This is a genomic window from Streptomyces sp. HmicA12, assembly GCF_000373565.1.
Classification (GTDB): domain Bacteria; phylum Actinomycetota; class Actinomycetes; order Streptomycetales; family Streptomycetaceae; genus Streptomyces.
This window is the reverse complement of the sequence record NZ_KB891819.1, coordinates 1-16701: the sequence shown is the minus strand read 5'-3', so window position 1 is coordinate 16701 and position 16701 is coordinate 1. Positions and strand designations below refer to the sequence as shown.

The following is a 16701-nucleotide window of genomic DNA, read 5'->3' as shown; positions in this document are numbered from 1 at the left end:
AATTCACGCGCCGGATGCCCATGGCTGCATGTGAGCACGGGGTGAAGGCCGCGGGTGGATCGCGCAAGACCGTGTATCTGTCGTGCCCTGTCGCGGAGTTGTGACAGGGAGCACCGGGCGGGGTGCAGGTGCTCTTCGATAGACTGGGGACAGACTTGTGACAGGGGACCGGACTTACTGCCCCATAACGGGATGAACGGGACCGGCGGGATAAACGGGGAGGTCAACGGCATGGCCGGTGACGGGTACAAGGTCGATCTGAGTGCACTCGACAACGCGATCAAGAAGCTGAACGGGATCATCGCCGACCTCGGCAAGACGGGTCAGGACACCAAGCACAAGACGGTCCTCCCGTCGGGGGCGTTGGGCTTCAGCCCCACTTGCGATGCTCCTTTCAAGGAGGCCGAAGACCTCTCCAAGGCTCATGACGACATGAAGACGTACCTCGAGTCTGTCGTCCATCACCTGGAGGAGGTCATGGACGACTTCGGCGCGAAGACGAAGAGGGCGCACGGGGCGTACCAGGACGCCGAGGCGGACACGGCGAGTGCGGTGCACGGGACGAGTTCGGCGGCGTCCTCGTCGTCGGGGACGGTTCCGACCGCAGCATCGGGGTCGATGTCGGGTGTGTAGCCATGCTGCAGGCAGTAGTAGGTGCGTAGGACACGAAGTGAGAGACGAAGGGGGTCTGGGCCACCGTGGGTGACGCGAGCGCGGACTACACGTACCATGCGCCGACCCAGTGCTACGTCGGCGAGCACACCAGTGATTTCAAGAACTACAACATGGACCAGATGAAGGCCATGTTGCAGGACGCCAAGCCAGGCGCCGTGCGGGAAGTGGCGGACGGCTGGAAGGCGATTCACGACCAGCTCGTCGAGGCCAAGTCCGTCTACGAGGCGGCCGTGTCCGAGGTTCTTCAGGACTGGCAGGGCTCATCGGCCGACCAGTTCCAGGCCAGGTCGAAGGTCATCTCCAAGAAGATCCAGGACACGTCCTCGTACGCCAGCAACATCTCGACGACGATGGCCAACGCAGCCACCGTGCTCGACGAGATCAGGCCCGAGGTCCTGGCAATGGAGAAGCCGAGCGGCGGCGGCAGCGTCATGGACCGGCTGACCGACGGTGGCCGCGACGAGGATGGTCTCAATCGGGACCTTGCCAACTCCAACGTCTCTGCACAGCAGATCGTCGACGGTCGCGAAGGCGACATGTCGGAGGGTCGCGAGGCGCAGATGAAGATGGCCGTCAAGATGGAGGCGTTGGGGGCTGCCTATAACGGGCAGACAAAGTCGATCGGGACGTGGACCAAGAAGCCCACGGTCAGGGACGACGAGGACTACCCTGGCGAGCCTGGTGGCGTGACTCCTGTCCCGATTGTCGCTGGTTCAGTGGGCGGTCCCTCTGGTGGTGGTACGGGGGCGGGCAATCTCAGGCGCTCTACCGGCTCAGGCTCGTCTCTCAAGGGCGTGCAGTCGCCGAACGTGAACACTGACGGGATCAGTGGTGGTATCGGCTCGCAGAAGCCGACTGCCGGTTCGCAGATTGGTGCGGGCAACCTGAGCTTCGGTGGCGGCGCGGGTGCCGGATCCGGCGTCGGTACGGGCGCCGGGATCGGCGCAGGTGGCGGTATCGGCGGTGGTATCGCTGGGACCGGAGCCGGTGCAGGCACGGGCGGTATCGGCGGTGCGGGCATCGCTGGCGGTATCGGTGCTGGTGCCGGCCTTGGCGCGGGCGGACGTGGCGCTGCGGGCCGAGGCGGACTCGGTGCTGGCGGTGCGGGTGCTGCGGGACGAGGCGGGCTCGGTGCTGGCGGTGCGGGTTCTGGCGCGGCCGGTAAGGGCGCAAACGGACTCAAGGGTAACTCGCTTGCCCGGACGAAGGGCGGCGAGATCGGTAAGTCTGTTGTGAAGCCCGGTTCCGGACAGCAGGGCGGTTCCGCCCTGCGCCAGAAGCCGAAAACCGCAACGGGCGGAACCGGAAAGAACGCCGGGCGTAATGGCCTTGGCGGGCACGGTGCTCAGACGAACGGCAAGGACAAAAAGCGACGCGACAACTCTCGCCCGGACTATCTGGTCGAGGACGAGCAGACTTGGGCAAATGATCGTACGGTCAACCCCAAGGTCGTGGAGTAGCCAGGTCTGCTGGTTAAGTATGCGGTGAAGTCGAGACGGGGCCCGCAGCCTTCGGGCTGTGGGCCCCGCCCTGTGAGGGATGAGGTGTTACGGCATGAGCTTCACGCGAGCGGTGCGCGCGGTCGGTGCCGCGGCAGCGGCGGGAGCGCTGCTTTTCGCGGCCGCGCCGACCGCGTCGGCAGACCAAGTCAGAGACGATCAGTGGGCTCTGTCGGCGTTCTCGGCCGACAAAATCTGGAGCGTGGCGACCGGAAAAGGCGTCACTGTTGCCGTAATTGACACTGGCTTCAAGACCGCGCACCCGGACCTCGTCGGCCAGTTCCTCAAGGGCAAGGATTTCGTAGATGGGGACACGTCCATCGAGCCGGACTCGAGCGACGACGACCCCGGACACGGTACGGCGATGGCTAGCGTAATTGCCGGTCATGGACATGGGGCAGGCAACGCGAGTGGGGTCAAGGGTTTGGCTCCGGACGCCAAGATCCTCCCTATCCGTGACGATGGCAGCAAGGGCGAAATCTTCGGTCCATCGATCCGATATGCCGTAGACCATGGTGCCGATGTGATCAATATCTCTAGGCAGTTCTGGTCCTCAGGTGACATGTCTAAGGACATCAAAGAAGAACAGGCGGCGATCAAGTACGCCTTGGACCATGGTGTCCCTGTTGTTGCTGGCGCCGGAAACACCGGACAGACCGGGACCCAGAATCTGGCCTACCCTGCAAGCGAACCGGGTGCAGTGGCTGTAGGTGCTGTGGACTCGGAGGGGAAGATTTGGGAGGACTCCAATTACGGTCCTCCACTCATGCTCGCTGCCCCTGGCGTGAACATCGTCACCGCTGGCCTCGATGCCGATGGCTACGATGGCGGTAACGGTACCTCTGACGCCACCGCCTACACCTCCGCAGCCTTGGCCCTCCTCAAGCAGAAGTTCCCCGACCTTACTGCTGGGCAATTGGTCAACCGCCTCGTCAAGACCGCTGGGCTCCCGGCTTCCGCGAAGGGAACCTTCCTCCCCGACGAGCATTACGGCTACGGCTACATCCAGCCTCTCGCCGCCCTCACCAAGGACATCCCGGCCGGTTCGAAGAACGGCCCGCTGAAGATCGACGAGTTGAACGCGGCCATTGCCAAGGCGGGCGGTTCCGCTTCTTCGGCTCCCGAGGCCTCGTCGGGTTCAGCATCATCGGACTCTGACTCGGATTCCGACGGCATGAGTACGGGCCTGATCATCGGGATCGCCGCCGGTGTGCTCATCGTCCTCGTGATCGTCGTCGTACTGATCGCACGCAGCCGCAAGAACAACGGCGGCGGCCCGCCTCCGCCTCCCGGTGGCGGTTGGGGTAGAGGTGGGCAGGCACCGTACCCCGGGCAGCAGCACCCGAACCCGTACCAGCAGGCGCCCTCCGCGCCGGGCTCGTACCCACAGGCTCCCTCGCAGCCGCCCTACGGCCAGCAGTAGTTACGCCTGAGCTTCACCACACCTGTGCCCCGCGTCCGTCCCGGATGTGGGGCACAAGTGTGTGCCGGGGGAGTGATCATTTCGCGGGCGGCAATTCGCTGCCTCCCCGCTAAGAGCGTTCCGGCCCTTACTGCATGCCGCATCAAGTGGAGCGGGTGGTCCAGCGCGCCCCTGCGGTGCACGCAACTGCTTCAGGGGCATCGAGCAGTGAAACGTGGACTGTCCAAGGCGCCCGCTCCGCAGAAGATTCGATAACGTGCGCCTCCGAGTGGCATGTCTGTGTCAAAATGCCGAACGTGAGGATCGATCGGCATCGGCGCCTCACGTCGTACGGGCGAAACGAAGTCCATAAACGAGTGAGCGAACCGGGCGTACCTGCCACGGAGACAACGGGGATAGGGCAAGGGATGGGCACGCCCTTCGATGCGTCGCACCTCGGCCGTTCTCCAGGACGCCTACCGGAACTCCGCGGACGCCCAGGGCGGCGCAAGCAGATTCGGTCGATGGTCACGCAGACAGGGAATGCGGCAGATGAAGAGGGACTTGCGGGCGCTGTTCCGAGGGAAAGGGAGACGGCGTCTGATCGGTTCCGCGATGGCGCTCGCGGTGCTGGGGGCCGGGTGCTACGGGTTTCAGCTCCAGTACCCGGCTGCCAAGACCGGCCGCGCGTGCGGGGGGATGCTCCCGGTCGGCTCGGTACTGGACCTCGCGGGGAAGTCGAGGCTCTCCCTGCTCGGCCTGGGGTTCGATGTCTCCAGCTCGCCGTTCGACGTGTCCGGCGACGTGACGGAACCGGCCGGACTGGCGACGCGATGCGAGGTCGACGGCATCGAGATAGCCATCGAGACCACGGCCGGCGCCCACAGCGCGTACGCCGATTTCCAGGGGGACGAGAAGCGCCCCGCTGTGCCGCTGAACGCGGGGTGGCAGGGGTTCATGGTCACCGATGATCTCGAGGCGACCGCGTCGGTGCTGCTCAGCTGCGAGAACTGGTCGGCGAGAGAGGGCAGTGGAATCCTCGTGACGGCCCGTTCGCCGTACGACACCGAGGTCACTGAATCGACACGGCTCAAGCTGGCCCAGGTTGCCACGGGGACTGCGCGGCGCGCGGCGGATAAAACGGGCTGTGCGACGCGGCCCGGAGACACGGACCGGCTCACCGCTCCCGAAAGCACTGCTCGGACGGTGTCGGCCGACGCCGCCACCGGAACCTGCCAGGGGATGACCTCCGTACGGACCGTACGGGAGACGGCCGCCGCGAAGGCACCGGTGGAAGAGTGCCTGCTCGTCGGCGGCCTGCGGCTCTTCGCCGAGTACGGTCCCTTCAGCGACGCGTCCGACGCGGTGGTCGACGGCAAGTACGGCGGCCACGACGCCCGTTCGGGAGTGGCGAGGTCCACGGCCTGGACATCGGCCGCATGCCAGGGAGCCCTGGGGACCGGTTACTTCCATGCGTCGCCGGTCGAGGGGAGCGACCGCACGTTCACGTCGGACCCGCTCACCCAAGAAGAGCGGAAGGATCTGGAGCACTTCGCCGAACGGTCAGCGGCACGGCACGGCTGCGGCGCACCGGAGGCAATCTCTCCTTCGTGAGCCGACACGCAGTCCTGTCGCGGCTTTGCAGGGCATGGGAGCCGTGCCGCCTGCAGCCGTTGAGCGGCGTAACGGAACTCAGGCCGGTTCCGCCCCGCCCTCCGACACGGCGGAGCGGATCCGCGACATCTGCGGGCCTGCCGTGGAACTGGATGCCGCTGACCTTCTCCACCCGTACGTGAGCGAATTCAGCACCGGCGTCGGTGATCCGCTGCATGAGTTCGGGCCGCTGGGCCGTCCCCATCGCCAGCGCGAGAAGGGTCACCAGAGCAGTGCAAGCCCCACGTACCAGGCGAGGGAGCGCGTCGTCATTCCCCGGCGGGAGGGCAGCGCACGAGGTGGCTCCTTCGGTTCCGGCGCAGCCGGTTCGCCTGGTTCCGAGGGGGCCGCGAACTCGGCCAGGGCGATCGCGGCGTAGGACTGACGTCCCCCCGCTGCGCGCTGGAAGGCTGCGATGCCTCCGATGCAGGCCAGTGCGCAACCCAGCAGGACAAGAATCGCCGTCCGGCGCGACCCCGGATCCGTGCAGAACAGCCACAGGGGCAGGACGGGCACGACGGTGGCCAGCCCCAGGGCGCCGAACCAGGCCCCGGCCCGGCGGGGCGCCGGGCCGGTTCGGCGCAGGGCGGGGCCGGCGCTCCTGGTGACGGGGTCAGCCGATGTCATTTCGCACCACCATCGCTCGTCGAGGCATCGCACCCCTCAATTCCCTGCCTGGCCCTGGACCGGGCGTCCTTGCGACAGACTAGGTCGTGCTCGCTGCGGCCCGGACCGGTCGTCCCCCCCCGGCACACCTGCAATTGACCGCAGGCCAGAGGGGGTTGTTGCACATCACGTTGGTGACGGTACGGCTGAGGCGCCCCGCCCCGCCTCACCCGCCCATCTTCAGCAACGCGGACTCATGCCGATCGTCGTTCGTGATGCCCTTGGTGGCCTTGTCGGTGTTGGCCACTGAGGCCAGGAACAGGGTGTCGTCGTGCCAGTACGGCATGGCCCACGTGCTGTGGCCGAGTGCGTCGTCGAGGTGGCCGTAGGACGCGAGCTCCGATTCCGAGCCGGACTTGGGGTCGAGGCTGACGAGGTACGCGGGCCTTCCGTTGCCGCCGAAGTTCTCCTCCCGCCAGCCGGTGTCGTCGTGCTTCAGGGCCAGGAGCTCGTTCCCGGAGTTCTGGACGAGGGAGTACTCCACGTCGGTCCTGGTGCCCGTGGTCCAGACGGGCTTGCCGGTGTCGAGGTCGTACGCGAAGATCGCCGACTCCAGGGCCGAGGCCTGGCGTTCGGCGATGTACAGGGTGTTGCCGATCGCCTTCATCGAGGCCACCGGGTCACCCTCCGTCGCACCCTCGGTCTGAGCGAAATAGACCCCGTCGGAACTGGAGGCGTCGGTCGGCTCGATGGTCATGCTGCTTCTGACCTTGCCGTCGTCCCGCAGGACGGTGTAGCCGTTCTCCTTCACGTCCTGGGGGACCGCGACGATGACGGGGGAGGTGGACACGACCGTCGCGTCGTCTCCGTAGGTCCAGTCGCCGTCACCCATGGCGTAGGTCCACTTCGCCTTGCCGGTGGCCGGGTCGACGGCGGCCGCCGTCGAGCTCTGTCCGTCCTTGGTGCCCAAGCTCGACAAGCGGGTCGTGCAGAGTTGTACCCGCACCAGTTGCTTGCCGCCGACGTACCCCTGGCCGTCGCACGGCTTGCCGCCGTACACGTCCTTCTTCGTGTCCTGCCAGAGCCGCTTGCCGGTCCGCAGGTCGTACGCGGTCTGGTCGTTGACCACGACGACGCCGCCGCTCACCGCGGTGCTGGGGTCCCCGTCCCGCTTCGGGAGCGTGTGCTGCCACAGCTTCTTGCCGGTCTTGAGGTCGAGGGCGAAGAGGCTGTCGCAGTCGTGGACGGTCCCGGTGGCCAGGACGGCGGTGCCTTCGCTGGACACGGACGACGCGTGGCAGATCGTGGAAGCGCCCTTCCCCGGAGCGGCCAGGCCCCACCGCAGGTCACCGCTGCCGGTGTCGAGCGCGCTGACGCCGTCGGTCTGGGCGCGGACGACGGTGTCGCCCACGAACCAGGTGCCGAGATAGTTCTGCGTGTCGGCCTCACCGCCGTAGTACGGGAGGCTCCACTCGACGTCGGCCTTGGTGGGATCGAGCAGGATCCAGGCGACCGAGCCGAAGACGCCCGACAGGAAGACGCTGAGCACCAGGAGGAAGATCATCAGGCCCTTGCCGCGCTGCTTCGCGGGCTGAGCGGAGCTCGGGTGCATGGGCGTGAACTGGTGCTGCTGCGGCGCGAATGGCTGCTGCCCGTACTGTTGCCCGTACTGCTGCCCGTACTGCTGCTGCGGGAACTGTTGCGGTGTGAACTGCGGTTGCGCGTACGGCTGTTGGGGTTGCCGCGGCGGGTACGACGCGGGGGTGGGCTGCTGTCCTGGCGCGGACTGCCAGCCGTTGGGGTGGCCGGGCGTGGTCATGAGATCTGCTTCCTCACGTAGTCGGCCCAGGCCGCCTGGAACTCGTCCAGGCCCATGCCGGTGGCCTTCGTCAGCTGCGCGTCCATCCCCTTGGAGTTCTGGTACTGCTCGGCCACGAAGGCGAGGGCCTTGTCCTCGCCGTACTTCTCGGCGATGAAACGGATGGCCAGCCAGCCCAGGCTGTAGTGCGCGCTGTTCTCCGCGTCGTCCGTGCTGTGGAAGTCGTCGCTCAGCGGCAGCTTGCCGTCGAAGGGGTCGACGTAGCTGCCCGCGTAGTACGCCTTGAGGGCCCGCACGTCGTTGGCCGCCAGCCCCGCGTCGTTCCGCTTGGCCATGTAGTCGGCGAAGCCTTCCATCACCCACAACTGGGGCTGGCTGTCGCGGCCCGTGAGCGGCTCCACCATGGTGTGCGCCAGTTCGTGGTGGCTGATGTCGAGGACGCTCGCGGCGTAGTCGGGCCGGGAGAACCGGCTCTCCGAGGTGTCCATGACGATGCGGGCGCCACCGTTCCGGACGTCCACCTTCGCCTTCGTCCCGCCTGCCGGCACCGCCGGCATCTGGATGGACACGCCCGCCTCGGAGATCGACTCGTCGCCCTCGTCGGCGGTGCCCTCCCGGAACATGTGCTTGTACACCTTGCGGTTCTTCTCGAGCGTCACCACGAAGCCGGGCATCGTGTGACCGCTCTTGGGACCCTTGGCCGCCCAGATCGCGAGATTGTCCTTCGCCGCCTTCTCGATGTACGGGGCGTAGCGGCGGGCGTCGGCCGCCTGCGCGGCGTCCGACATGATCACGGTGTGCGCCTTGGCGGTGACGGCCATCGACTCGTACGCGTCCCAGGGCGCCGGGTAGTTGATCGTGTCGCCGTAGCCGGGAAGCTCCGGAGTGGCCGGACCGACCGCGGTGACCTTCAGCTCCGCGTCCTCGGACTTCTTCTCGACCGTCCAGCGGTACCACTCGGCGACGGGGCTGGCGTCCGCTCCCTTCACCTGGTGCACGAACGCCACGTCGACGGAGGCGGAAGCCCCCGCGCCGTAGTGGTCGACGGCCCGGCCCTCGATGGAGAGGTACTGGTACTCGGACACCTCGAAGGGGACCTTGCGGAGGTTCGCGAACAGCGAGGCCTGCTTCGTCCTCAGCGTCGCCGAACCGCCTTCGAAGGGCGCGAGGTAGCCGTCCTTGTCGCCGCCCGTGAGCGCTTGGGAGTGTTTCTTCAGGAGGCCCGACATCTCGTCCGCGGTGATCGCGGTGGCCTGCCCGCCCTTGCCCGCCACCGGCAACGGATCGTCGCCGACCGCCTGGACGATGCCGAACACCATCAGGCCGAGGGAGATGACGGCCAGGGCGCCGAAGGCCGCGGTCACCCACTTGAGGATCGGCTTCCCGGCGCGCGGTTCACTGTTCCGCGGTGCGTCCGGCGTGCTCGGCGGGGCAGGGGGCGCGGCCGGCGGCCCGGGCGGGGGCGACGGCGGCATCGGCGGTGGCCCGGGCGGCTGTTGCGGGGGATACGACTGCCCGTATCCCTGCGGCGGCTGAAACGACATGGGTCCCTCTGGGAAGGGGGGGAACACACGCCTGTCCCCCGTGACGGCGCTTGTCATGCATCCGACGTAGAGGACGCGCATCATTCTTACCAGACACTTATATTGACCACACCATCACCCTCAGCAACGGCAGGCCCTGAGTTCTCGGGACTCGGTCGCTCAGCAACTCATGGCTCAACAGGCCGTGATCTACGTACACTTGGCGCCCGCCGGATGCGTCCGGAGAGGCGCACGGGATGCATGGGGTGTATGGGGTGCATGGGACGCATAGAGCGCATGGGACGTCCGGCGCACACAGGATGAGCGAACAACGGGGGCAGCAGTGCCGAAGGCCGACACCGACTGGATGCGGCGTCGCGCCGACGACATCGACGCGGTGGCGCAGCAGGTGAAGAAGCAGCTCGGCGTCGCCGACGATGCCGAGGCCGAGCTCAAGGACGGGGCGGCCGGCTGGTCCTTCCTCGACGGCCTCGGTCAGGTGGAGGAGCGCTGGGAGGACCTCAACAAGCTGCTGCGCGACGAGCTCGAACAGGCCGCGGAGAACATCCGGTTCAACGCCGGCTCGTACGACGGGAACGAGAACTTCCTCACCGAGCTGTGGCATGACATCACCAACTGATCGACCGATCGACCGACCGATCGACCGACCGATCGACCGATCGACTGACGGACGGTCGGCCGATCGGTAGTCGGCTGGATCATGGGGAGAGCAACAGCAATGAAGTTCGGCGCGATACTCCGGCTCAAGCTGCACACGTTGCAGGAAGCCGCCGACGACTGGGCGAGCGTCGGTACGAGCATGAACACGGCGGCCGGGGATTTCACGGCCGACGTCGCGTCCCCGATCGGCAGCAAGGCGTACTGGGAGGGCGAGGACGCCGACGAGGCCTCCGCCACCTGTACCGGTATCCGCCTGGACCTCGAAGCGGTGGCGAAGGAGGCGAAGACGCTCGGCCGATACCTGGCCGACATCGTCTCCGGCGCCGGTGACGGTCTCGGCAACGGCAACCTCACCGACCTCCAGCGCGATGCTCATGACCTGCTCGCCGAGATCGCCGGTGAGGGGATGACCGTCGACGAGGACGACAACACCGTGCGCTGGGCGGCGGTCACCGGACCGGACCCGTCGCCCGAGGCCCAAAAGCAGTTGGACGAGATGGGGCGGAAGGCGGATCGCTTCACCGTGCGCGTCAAGGATCTGTGCGCCAAGGCCGACACCCTCGACGCGTCGCTCGCCGCCGCACTGCCGATCATGTTCGGCACGAAGGACACCTTCCGGACCGAGAACCGTCAAGTGACCGACGGGGAAGCCGGGTTGGAGGACCGCTGGACCGAGGCGCAGATGGCCGCGGTGTCCAAGATGATGCGTCACAAGTACGGCTACGACGACGCCGCCGACCTCCTCGACCACTTCCTCAAGGGTGGCGGCGAACCGTACGAGATCGACGCCGACGATCTGCTCGCCGACTGCCCGCCGTTCCAGAAGGACGTCAAGACGTCGCTCGCGCAGGTCGCGGCGAGCGACCAGCCGGAGGGTTCCTTCACCACGGAATGGGCCCCGAGCGACTCGGGGTTCGAGTCCGAGGCCCAGCGCAACTGGTACTACGGGCTCTACCACTTCCAGTACCGGCTCGTCGGCACGAAGCAGGACGGCGAGATCGACTACCACGTCGAGGTCCAGAAGCGTTACGACTGGGGCACCCCGAGCGAGCACCGCGGCGACCTGGAGAAGAGCCTCGCCGGCTACGACGTGGTGGACATCGAGCAGGCGGATGTGGCCGAGCTCAACCGGGTGGGGCTGGCGCAGGACTTCGATGTGCACGGTTCCACGGGGGCGCAGACCAGTAGGTACTGACGCAGGTGCCTGTTCCGGTTGCCGATACTGGCCGGCGGCGGTCAGCGCCGTGATTCCTGTCCCCGAACCCGGAAGTGCCCCGATGCCGAAACCCTTCTACTCCTTCCTCGCCGGCCTCGTCCTCACCCTCGGCGCGTTCGCGATCTGGTTCTTCGCCCTCGGCGAGGCATGGAACAGCCCCGTGGGGCCGGGGTGGTAGCCGTGGCGTGGGCGCGTGAGGGTTCGGTGGCGTCATGGTGACCGTGCTCAAGCACCTCGTGGCCTTCGCGGCGGGTGTTCTGACCGGGCTCGTACTGATCGCCGCTTATTTGGTCAGCTGAATTTCCCGCTTTCCCAGAGACGGAGCACCCCGTGTCCCTCGTGATCCTGCGCGACCCCGATGTGGTCCTTGCCCGCCTGCGCACCCCGTCCCAGGAGTGGGTGGAGGCCTGCACCGGCGAGGCGGGAACGCTTTTCCCCGTCATTGACATCGAGCAGGCCGGGTACGAGGGCCACGGGGATGCGGTGGGCTGGGTGGCCGAGCCCGCCGAGATCTTCGCCGGCCACTACGACCCCGACGACGAGATCCCCGAATCCTGTGACTGCATCGGCGTCTATGGGGGCGAGTACCAGATGATGGAGATGCCGACCGGCGAGATCTCGATCTACAACCCCAGCGGCTGGGACAGCGCTTCCGGTATGGCATCCGCCCACGAGTTCGCCTCGGCCGGTCACGCGGGCGCCGCCGTCTCTCTGCTCGCCGCCATCGTCAGGGAACTGGATCCCCTGGACGCCCTCGAGGACGACGAGGCGCGTGAGGAGGCCCTGAAAGCGGCCCTCCAGGAGATCGGCACCTTTGTCGAGGCGCTCCCGCACGACCTCGGCGGCACCCACTTCTGGGAGTCGGCGACCGAAGGACTCGTCGATCACTACGACACGTGGTGACCGGTCCTACGGGAAGGGCCGGGGTGGGGGAGCGGGCGGCACGGGCGCATGCTCGTGCCGGACAACCGGTCGGTTAGGGTCGCGGGCATGACACGTACGGGTGGAGAGAGCGGCGGGCTCCAGTGGGAGGCGGACTTCTCGCGGCAGTGGGAGACCGAGCTGCCGCCCGAGGAGCGCGCTCTCGCCGAGGAGCGGGAGCGGGTCGCCGAGGTGCTGCGGCGTGAGCGGCTCCGGGGGATCGTGTGCGCGGCCGTGTTCCTCGCGGCGGCTGTCGCGGCGCTCGTCGGCCAGGCCGTCGGGGGTGCCGGGGCGGTGGCGCTGGCCGCCAACGCCCTTGGTGTGGTGGGTGGTTGTGGTGCGTTGTGGCTCGCCGTGCGCGGAGCCGGCGGGGCAGGGCGTACGGGGTTGTGGCTGATGGTCGGCGCGCTGCTGGTCACCGGGGTGGGCCAGGCGTTCTGACCGGCCGGGCCCCGGTGACGCCGACGTCGGTTCAGGTGGCCCTGCTCAGGTGTGACACGGTGCCGCCACCGCCCGCCGCGAAGTTGATGTCGTTCTTCTGCTGGCGGATGAGTTCCTCGTTGAAGGACTCGTTCTCGTCGTGGTTCTTGGCCATCGCGGCGAGCGCGCCGCCGATGTTCGTCAGCTCCTGCGCCAGGTGGTTCATCGACTCGAACATGCCGGTCTGCAGGCCCTCGTAGGCGATGCCGAACTTCTCGCCGATCTCGTCGTCGCCCCACGGCGGCATGTCCGCCTTGTCGGCGAAGGACGTCAGGCCCTGGACGAAGCCGTCCACCTGGCCCTTCTGGGGGGCCGGGGCCTCGCCGCTGGTGGGCGCGCAGGCGTTGACGGACGCGAGGCCGTTCTGCAGGGCCGCGGCCGCGGCGGCGAAGCGGGAGCCGAGGTCCTGGAAGTTGGTGCCCTCGCGGGAGAGGGACTGCGTATCGGTACGTATTCCTTCGCGGGGCATGGGGATCGTTCCTCTCGGCGGTGAGCGGTCGGAGCTATGTCAGAACAGGCCGTGCCACATCTGCTCGATGATCACCGACCACCAGTTGCCGGGGTCGTCGAAGCAGGTGGGGTCGAGGGTGAAGAGGCGGTCCTGGAGGTCGGCGACCGTCGCGCCCGCCTCGTACGGGTTCATGTCGGGCATGCGGTCGCGGGTGGTGGAGAGCTCGGCGAGGCAGTGCCCGAAGGCGGCGGCCGACGCGTTCACGTAACGGCCGCTTCCCGTCGCCGGGTTGGCCGCCCAGACGCTGCCCGCCTCCTGCTGCACCGTGATCACGTACCGGCCGTCCGTGCCGATCCGGGTGTGGGCGGAGAGGATCTCGACGGCGGCGGGCGACAGTTCGGCGCCGATGTCGCGCAGGTGGGTCGCCGCGTCGGTGAACAGTCCGCCGGGGGGCGGCGTCTCGGGCCGGTCGGCGGTGAAGAAGAAGCGGATGTCGGCCGGGAGGCCGGTGCCGGTGAGCGTGGCGCGGGCCGCGTCGGGGAGCGCGGCCGCGGCGACGAGGTCGGGGCCGTAGCGCTGTACGGCGAGACCGGAAGGCAGAGCCTCCGGAAGCCGCGGTGCCGGTGGCGCGGTGGTGGGCAGCGGTACGCGGTGCGGGCGCGGCGGCGCCTGGCCCGTGAGCTGCGCCATCGTCTCCACCTGCGCGGTCAGCGCGGCGACGCCCGCCGCCCGCTCGGCCGGGTCCTGGCCGTACGCGTGGCTGAACGACACCGCGGCGTTCGGGAAGCCGGACGTGAGCGCGTCGAGGGTGTAGCCGCCGGGGAGGGAGGAGGGGCGCAGGTCGGTGTGGATCGCGACGACGTTGCCCGTGGGGACGTCGGCGCGCAGCAGGTCCGACCACGCCTGGTACTCGGCCTGCGGCAGACCGGGGCCGGAGACGCGCGTCAGGTACGTCTCCTCGCCGGTGCGCGGGTCGACGTACGTGAACACGGCGGTGTTGCCGGGGCCGGTGGCGGCGGCGTCCGGCTTTTCCGGGGCCTGCGCCGGGGCCGGGGCCTGTACCGGGCTCTGGTTCCGGGGGTCGTCGTGGTCCGGGGTGGTCACGCCTGGGTCTCCATCGGCTGAAGGTGCGGCTGGGGCGAGGGCGCTGTCGAGGCTAGCGGACCGTCCGGCACGGCGAGCTCGGGGCGGGCGCGCAGGGCCTGTGCGTACTCGGGCAGGCCGTCCTCGTCGAACGCGGCGGCGAGGAGCCGCGCGCGCAGGGGAGGGGCGGCCTGGCTGCGGGTGAGGAGCGGGGCCGTACGCAGATACGTATGCGCCGGGGGCGGGAGTTCCCCGGCCGCCGACTCGTCTCCGGCGACCTCCTCGACCGCGGCGCGCAGCACCACCGGGTCCGCGTACACCATCAGCGACGGGTCGGTGAGCAGCCGCGGCAACTGGCCCGCGCCGAGGGCGTGTCCCGCTATCGCGTCCCGGACATAGGAGTCGGCGCGCGACCAGTCCTGGTCGGGGACCCGGTGGAGGAGCTCCGTGGCGAGGCGCAGGTGGGCGGCCGGTACGTCGGGCAGCTGGGCGCGGATCGCCGCGGCGAGGGCGGGGTGGGCGAGGGTGAGCAGGGGGCTTTCCGCGGGGTCGGCCTCGGTGCCCGTCCCGTGTGCTGAGTCGGGGGCGGACTCGGGATCCGCCTCGACCGGCCGTACGAACGCGCCCGCCAGCAGCAACCCGTCGGCGATCTCCGCCGCCATGTCGCGCCCCGCGAGCGCCGAGGCGAGCGGAGCCCACAGGTGCAGCGGCAGGCCTTCACCCTCGGCGAGGGCGAGCGGGGCGAGCATCGCGCGCAGGACGGCGGGCTCGGCGCCGAGGCGGCGGGCGTGCAGGTCGACGGCATCGATGGGCGTGGCGGGGATGTGGTGGTGGGCTTCGGGTGCCGGTTCCGGGGCCAACAGCCATCCGGTGGAGGCCAGTTGGACTGTCGTGCGGCTTCCGTCGGCACCGGCGGAAGCCCGCGCAGCGAGGGCGGCGGCGAGCGTGTGCCGTATCTGCGGATCCACCGTGAACGGCAGCTCGGGCGCGCCGAACGCCGGGTCGAGGACCGCCTCGGCCTGGAGGGCGAGCCCCTCCGGATCGGCGTACTCGGGCGCGTCCAGATCGATGACCAGGACCGTGCCGGCGGGCAGTGCCGAAGCGATCAGCTCGGCGACCTCGCGAGGGACCTCGGCCAGGAGTCGTACGGAAGCGACGGCGGCCAGCGGCAGCAGCAGCTCCCGCGCCATGCGCTCCGGGCCGCGCCCGGCGCGTACCGGACCGGCCTGGTCCACATCGGGTACGACGACGACGCGCTCCGTGTCGCCGGCGCCCAACGCCTCGTACACCTGGGCGTCGCGGACGGCGTCGATGCCGTAGTGATCGGCGAGCAGCCACAGCAACTGCGCGGGCGTGAGCTCCGCGGCGCTGGGCACGGCGGGGGCGGGCAGCGGGGGAGGGACGGTGGACGGGTCCAGGCGCGTGAGGTCGAACCGCTCGCGGTAGCCGGGGTCGCAGAGCATCAGGAACCCGGTCAGCAGGCGTGAACGGCCCGACCCCGGCGAGCCGGTGAGGAGCGCGACGCGGGGCGTGCCCGCGGTGCCGGCCCGCCACGCGGCCAGCGCGCGGAGGGCGGCGGCCCGGCCGCCGATGAACGGGTGGGGCTCGTAACCCAGTTCGCTACTCGTCCCGTTCATGTCCCCTGTCTCCCCCGGTCGACACTGCGTGTGCGTGACGGCCCGCAACGGTGCAGCATGTCTTGCACCACGCCTGTGCACGTCATCGATGCACGTCATCTGTGCACGTCTGAGTGCGTGTCTGAGTGCGTGTTGGTCACTGGCTGTCGAGTCTAGTGCCGAGCGCTGACAGCGTGCGGAGAGCGTTCGACGGTTGACCTGTTGTTCGGGGGGCTGGGTAAACTCGTGGCAAACTCGGGCCTGTTGGGGCGTGGGTGGTTGCGGGGACGCGGGGATACGGGTTTCGGGGGAGATGCCGTCGTGGCGATGATGTTGCCGGACGAGTTGGCCTGGCTGTTGGAGATGCTGGGGTTCGACTGGCCGACGGCCAATGAGGATCATCTGACGCAGTGTGCGGCGACCTGGCGGGAGTTCGGGGCGCAGGTCGGGGACATCCAGGCGTCGGCGGTGCAGTCGGCGGGCAATGTCACGGCGGACAATTACGGCGATGCGATCGACGCGTTCGTGGAGAAGTGGCAGGACTTCTCGGGTGGTTCGGGGTATCTGGACGATGCCCGGCAGGCCGCGGAGATGATCGCGTTCGTCTTCGACACGGCCGCGGTGCTGGTGATCGCGATGAAGATCGCGGTGATCATTCAGTTGACGGTGCTGGCGATCCAGATCGCGGTGGCGGCGGCGACGGCGGTGGTGACGTTCGGGTTGTCGGGTGCGGCGTCGGCGGCGTTGACGCAGGTGACCCGGGTCGCGGTCCGCAAGATCCTCAAGGAGACCGCGGAGGCGGTCCTGGAGGCGGTCCTGGAGGCGGTGAAGGAGCCGTTCGTCTCGGCGCTGGAGGAGATGAGCAAGGACCTCATCGCGCAGACCGTGAACCAGGGCTTCGGCGCGCAGGACGGCTACAACCTGGGGCGCACGGCGGATGCGGGCAAGACGGCGGTCAAGGACGGCTTCGACAACTTCGGCGCGACGCTGGGCGAATCACTGCGGGACGGGGCCGGGGGCCGGGCCGGGCATCACGCGCGCAGCGGGCTGGATCATGCGGCGGGGAACACGTCGTC

The 16701-nt window shown here is 68.7% G+C and carries 15 protein-coding genes; 9 read left to right on the top strand and 6 right to left on the bottom strand.

The window, feature by feature from the left end:
* Positions 1–231 precede the first annotated feature (231 nt).
* The 4 genes from B072_RS44115 to B072_RS0126030 all read left to right on the top strand — a co-directional run bounded on the left by B072_RS44115 (position 232) and on the right by B072_RS0126030 (position 5190).
* On the top strand, positions 232–633 hold the full coding sequence (locus B072_RS44115; protein WP_018532888.1) for a hypothetical protein: 402 nt from the start codon (positions 232–234) through the stop codon (positions 631–633).
* Between the two features lie 65 nt (positions 634–698).
* The gene (locus B072_RS48330) at positions 699–2135 is read left to right on the top strand and encodes a WXG100 family type VII secretion target (protein WP_026246309.1); all 1437 of its coding nucleotides are present in this window, start codon (positions 699–701) and stop codon (positions 2133–2135) included.
* 94 nt (positions 2136–2229) lie between these two features.
* Complete coding sequence (locus B072_RS0126035) at positions 2230–3597, top strand: S8 family serine peptidase (RefSeq protein ID WP_018532886.1); 1368 nt, start codon at positions 2230–2232, stop codon at positions 3595–3597.
* Between the two features lie 594 nt (positions 3598–4191).
* Entirely contained in the window at positions 4192–5190 is a 999-nt protein-coding gene (locus tag B072_RS0126030) for a hypothetical protein (RefSeq protein WP_106432944.1), read from the top strand.
* Between the two features lie 261 nt (positions 5191–5451).
* On the opposite strand, the gene B072_RS0126025 is transcribed toward B072_RS0126030, so the two are convergent.
* The 3 genes from B072_RS0126025 to B072_RS0126015 form a co-directional block, all read right to left on the bottom strand.
* The gene (locus B072_RS0126025) at positions 5452–5856 is read right to left on the bottom strand and encodes a hypothetical protein (RefSeq protein ID WP_018532884.1); all 405 of its coding nucleotides are present in this window, start codon (positions 5854–5856) and stop codon (positions 5452–5454) included.
* A gap of 205 nt (positions 5857–6061) precedes the next feature.
* Positions 6062–7654, bottom strand: coding sequence for a PQQ-binding-like beta-propeller repeat protein (locus B072_RS0126020; protein WP_018532883.1), 1593 nt, complete (start codon positions 7652–7654; stop codon positions 6062–6064).
* Positions 7651–9018 carry a hypothetical protein gene (locus B072_RS0126015; RefSeq protein WP_018532882.1) on the bottom strand — a complete coding sequence of 456 codons (1368 nt, stop codon included), beginning with the start codon at positions 9016–9018 and terminating at the stop codon, positions 7651–7653. Before B072_RS0126015 ends, B072_RS0126020 begins: the two co-directional genes overlap by 4 nt.
* 502 nt (positions 9019–9520) lie before the next feature.
* Between B072_RS0126015 and B072_RS0126005 the strand changes: the two genes are divergently transcribed.
* The 4 genes from B072_RS0126005 (at position 9521) to B072_RS0125980 (ending at position 12436) form a co-directional block, all read left to right on the top strand.
* Positions 9521–9817 (top strand): hypothetical protein, encoded by a 297-nt coding sequence (locus B072_RS0126005; RefSeq protein WP_018532880.1) that lies wholly within the window; start codon positions 9521–9523, stop codon positions 9815–9817.
* Positions 9818–9916: 99 nt separating this feature from the next.
* A complete protein-coding gene (locus B072_RS0126000; protein ID WP_018532879.1) occupies positions 9917–11053 on the top strand; it encodes a hypothetical protein in 1137 nt (378 codons plus the stop codon).
* A gap of 351 nt (positions 11054–11404) precedes the next feature.
* Positions 11405–11977 carry a hypothetical protein gene (locus B072_RS0125985; protein WP_018532877.1) on the top strand — a complete coding sequence of 191 codons (573 nt, stop codon included), beginning with the start codon at positions 11405–11407 and terminating at the stop codon, positions 11975–11977.
* Between the two features lie 87 nt (positions 11978–12064).
* The gene (locus B072_RS0125980) at positions 12065–12436 is read left to right on the top strand and encodes a hypothetical protein (RefSeq protein WP_158689244.1); all 372 of its coding nucleotides are present in this window, start codon (positions 12065–12067) and stop codon (positions 12434–12436) included.
* Positions 12437–12467: 31 nt separating this feature from the next.
* Here the strand turns inward: B072_RS0125980 and B072_RS0125975 are convergent, their stop codons facing one another.
* The 3 genes from B072_RS0125975 to B072_RS44095 are packed head-to-tail and all read right to left on the bottom strand — an operon-like array spanning position 12468 to position 15646.
* A complete protein-coding gene (locus tag B072_RS0125975; protein WP_018532875.1) occupies positions 12468–12944 on the bottom strand; it encodes a hypothetical protein in 477 nt (158 codons plus the stop codon).
* 39 nt (positions 12945–12983) lie between these two features.
* Positions 12984–14030 carry an SUKH-4 family immunity protein gene (locus B072_RS44100; protein ID WP_018532874.1) on the bottom strand — a complete coding sequence of 349 codons (1047 nt, stop codon included), beginning with the start codon at positions 14028–14030 and terminating at the stop codon, positions 12984–12986.
* A complete protein-coding gene (locus B072_RS44095) occupies positions 14027–15646 on the bottom strand; it encodes a hypothetical protein (protein WP_020573025.1) in 1620 nt (539 codons plus the stop codon). Before B072_RS44095 ends, B072_RS44100 begins: the two co-directional genes overlap by 4 nt.
* Positions 15647–15946: 300 nt before the next feature.
* Here B072_RS44095 and B072_RS45690 point away from each other — a divergent pair.
* Positions 15947–16701 (top strand): hypothetical protein (locus tag B072_RS45690; protein WP_018532873.1); only part of this gene is annotated, 755 nt, incomplete at its 3' end.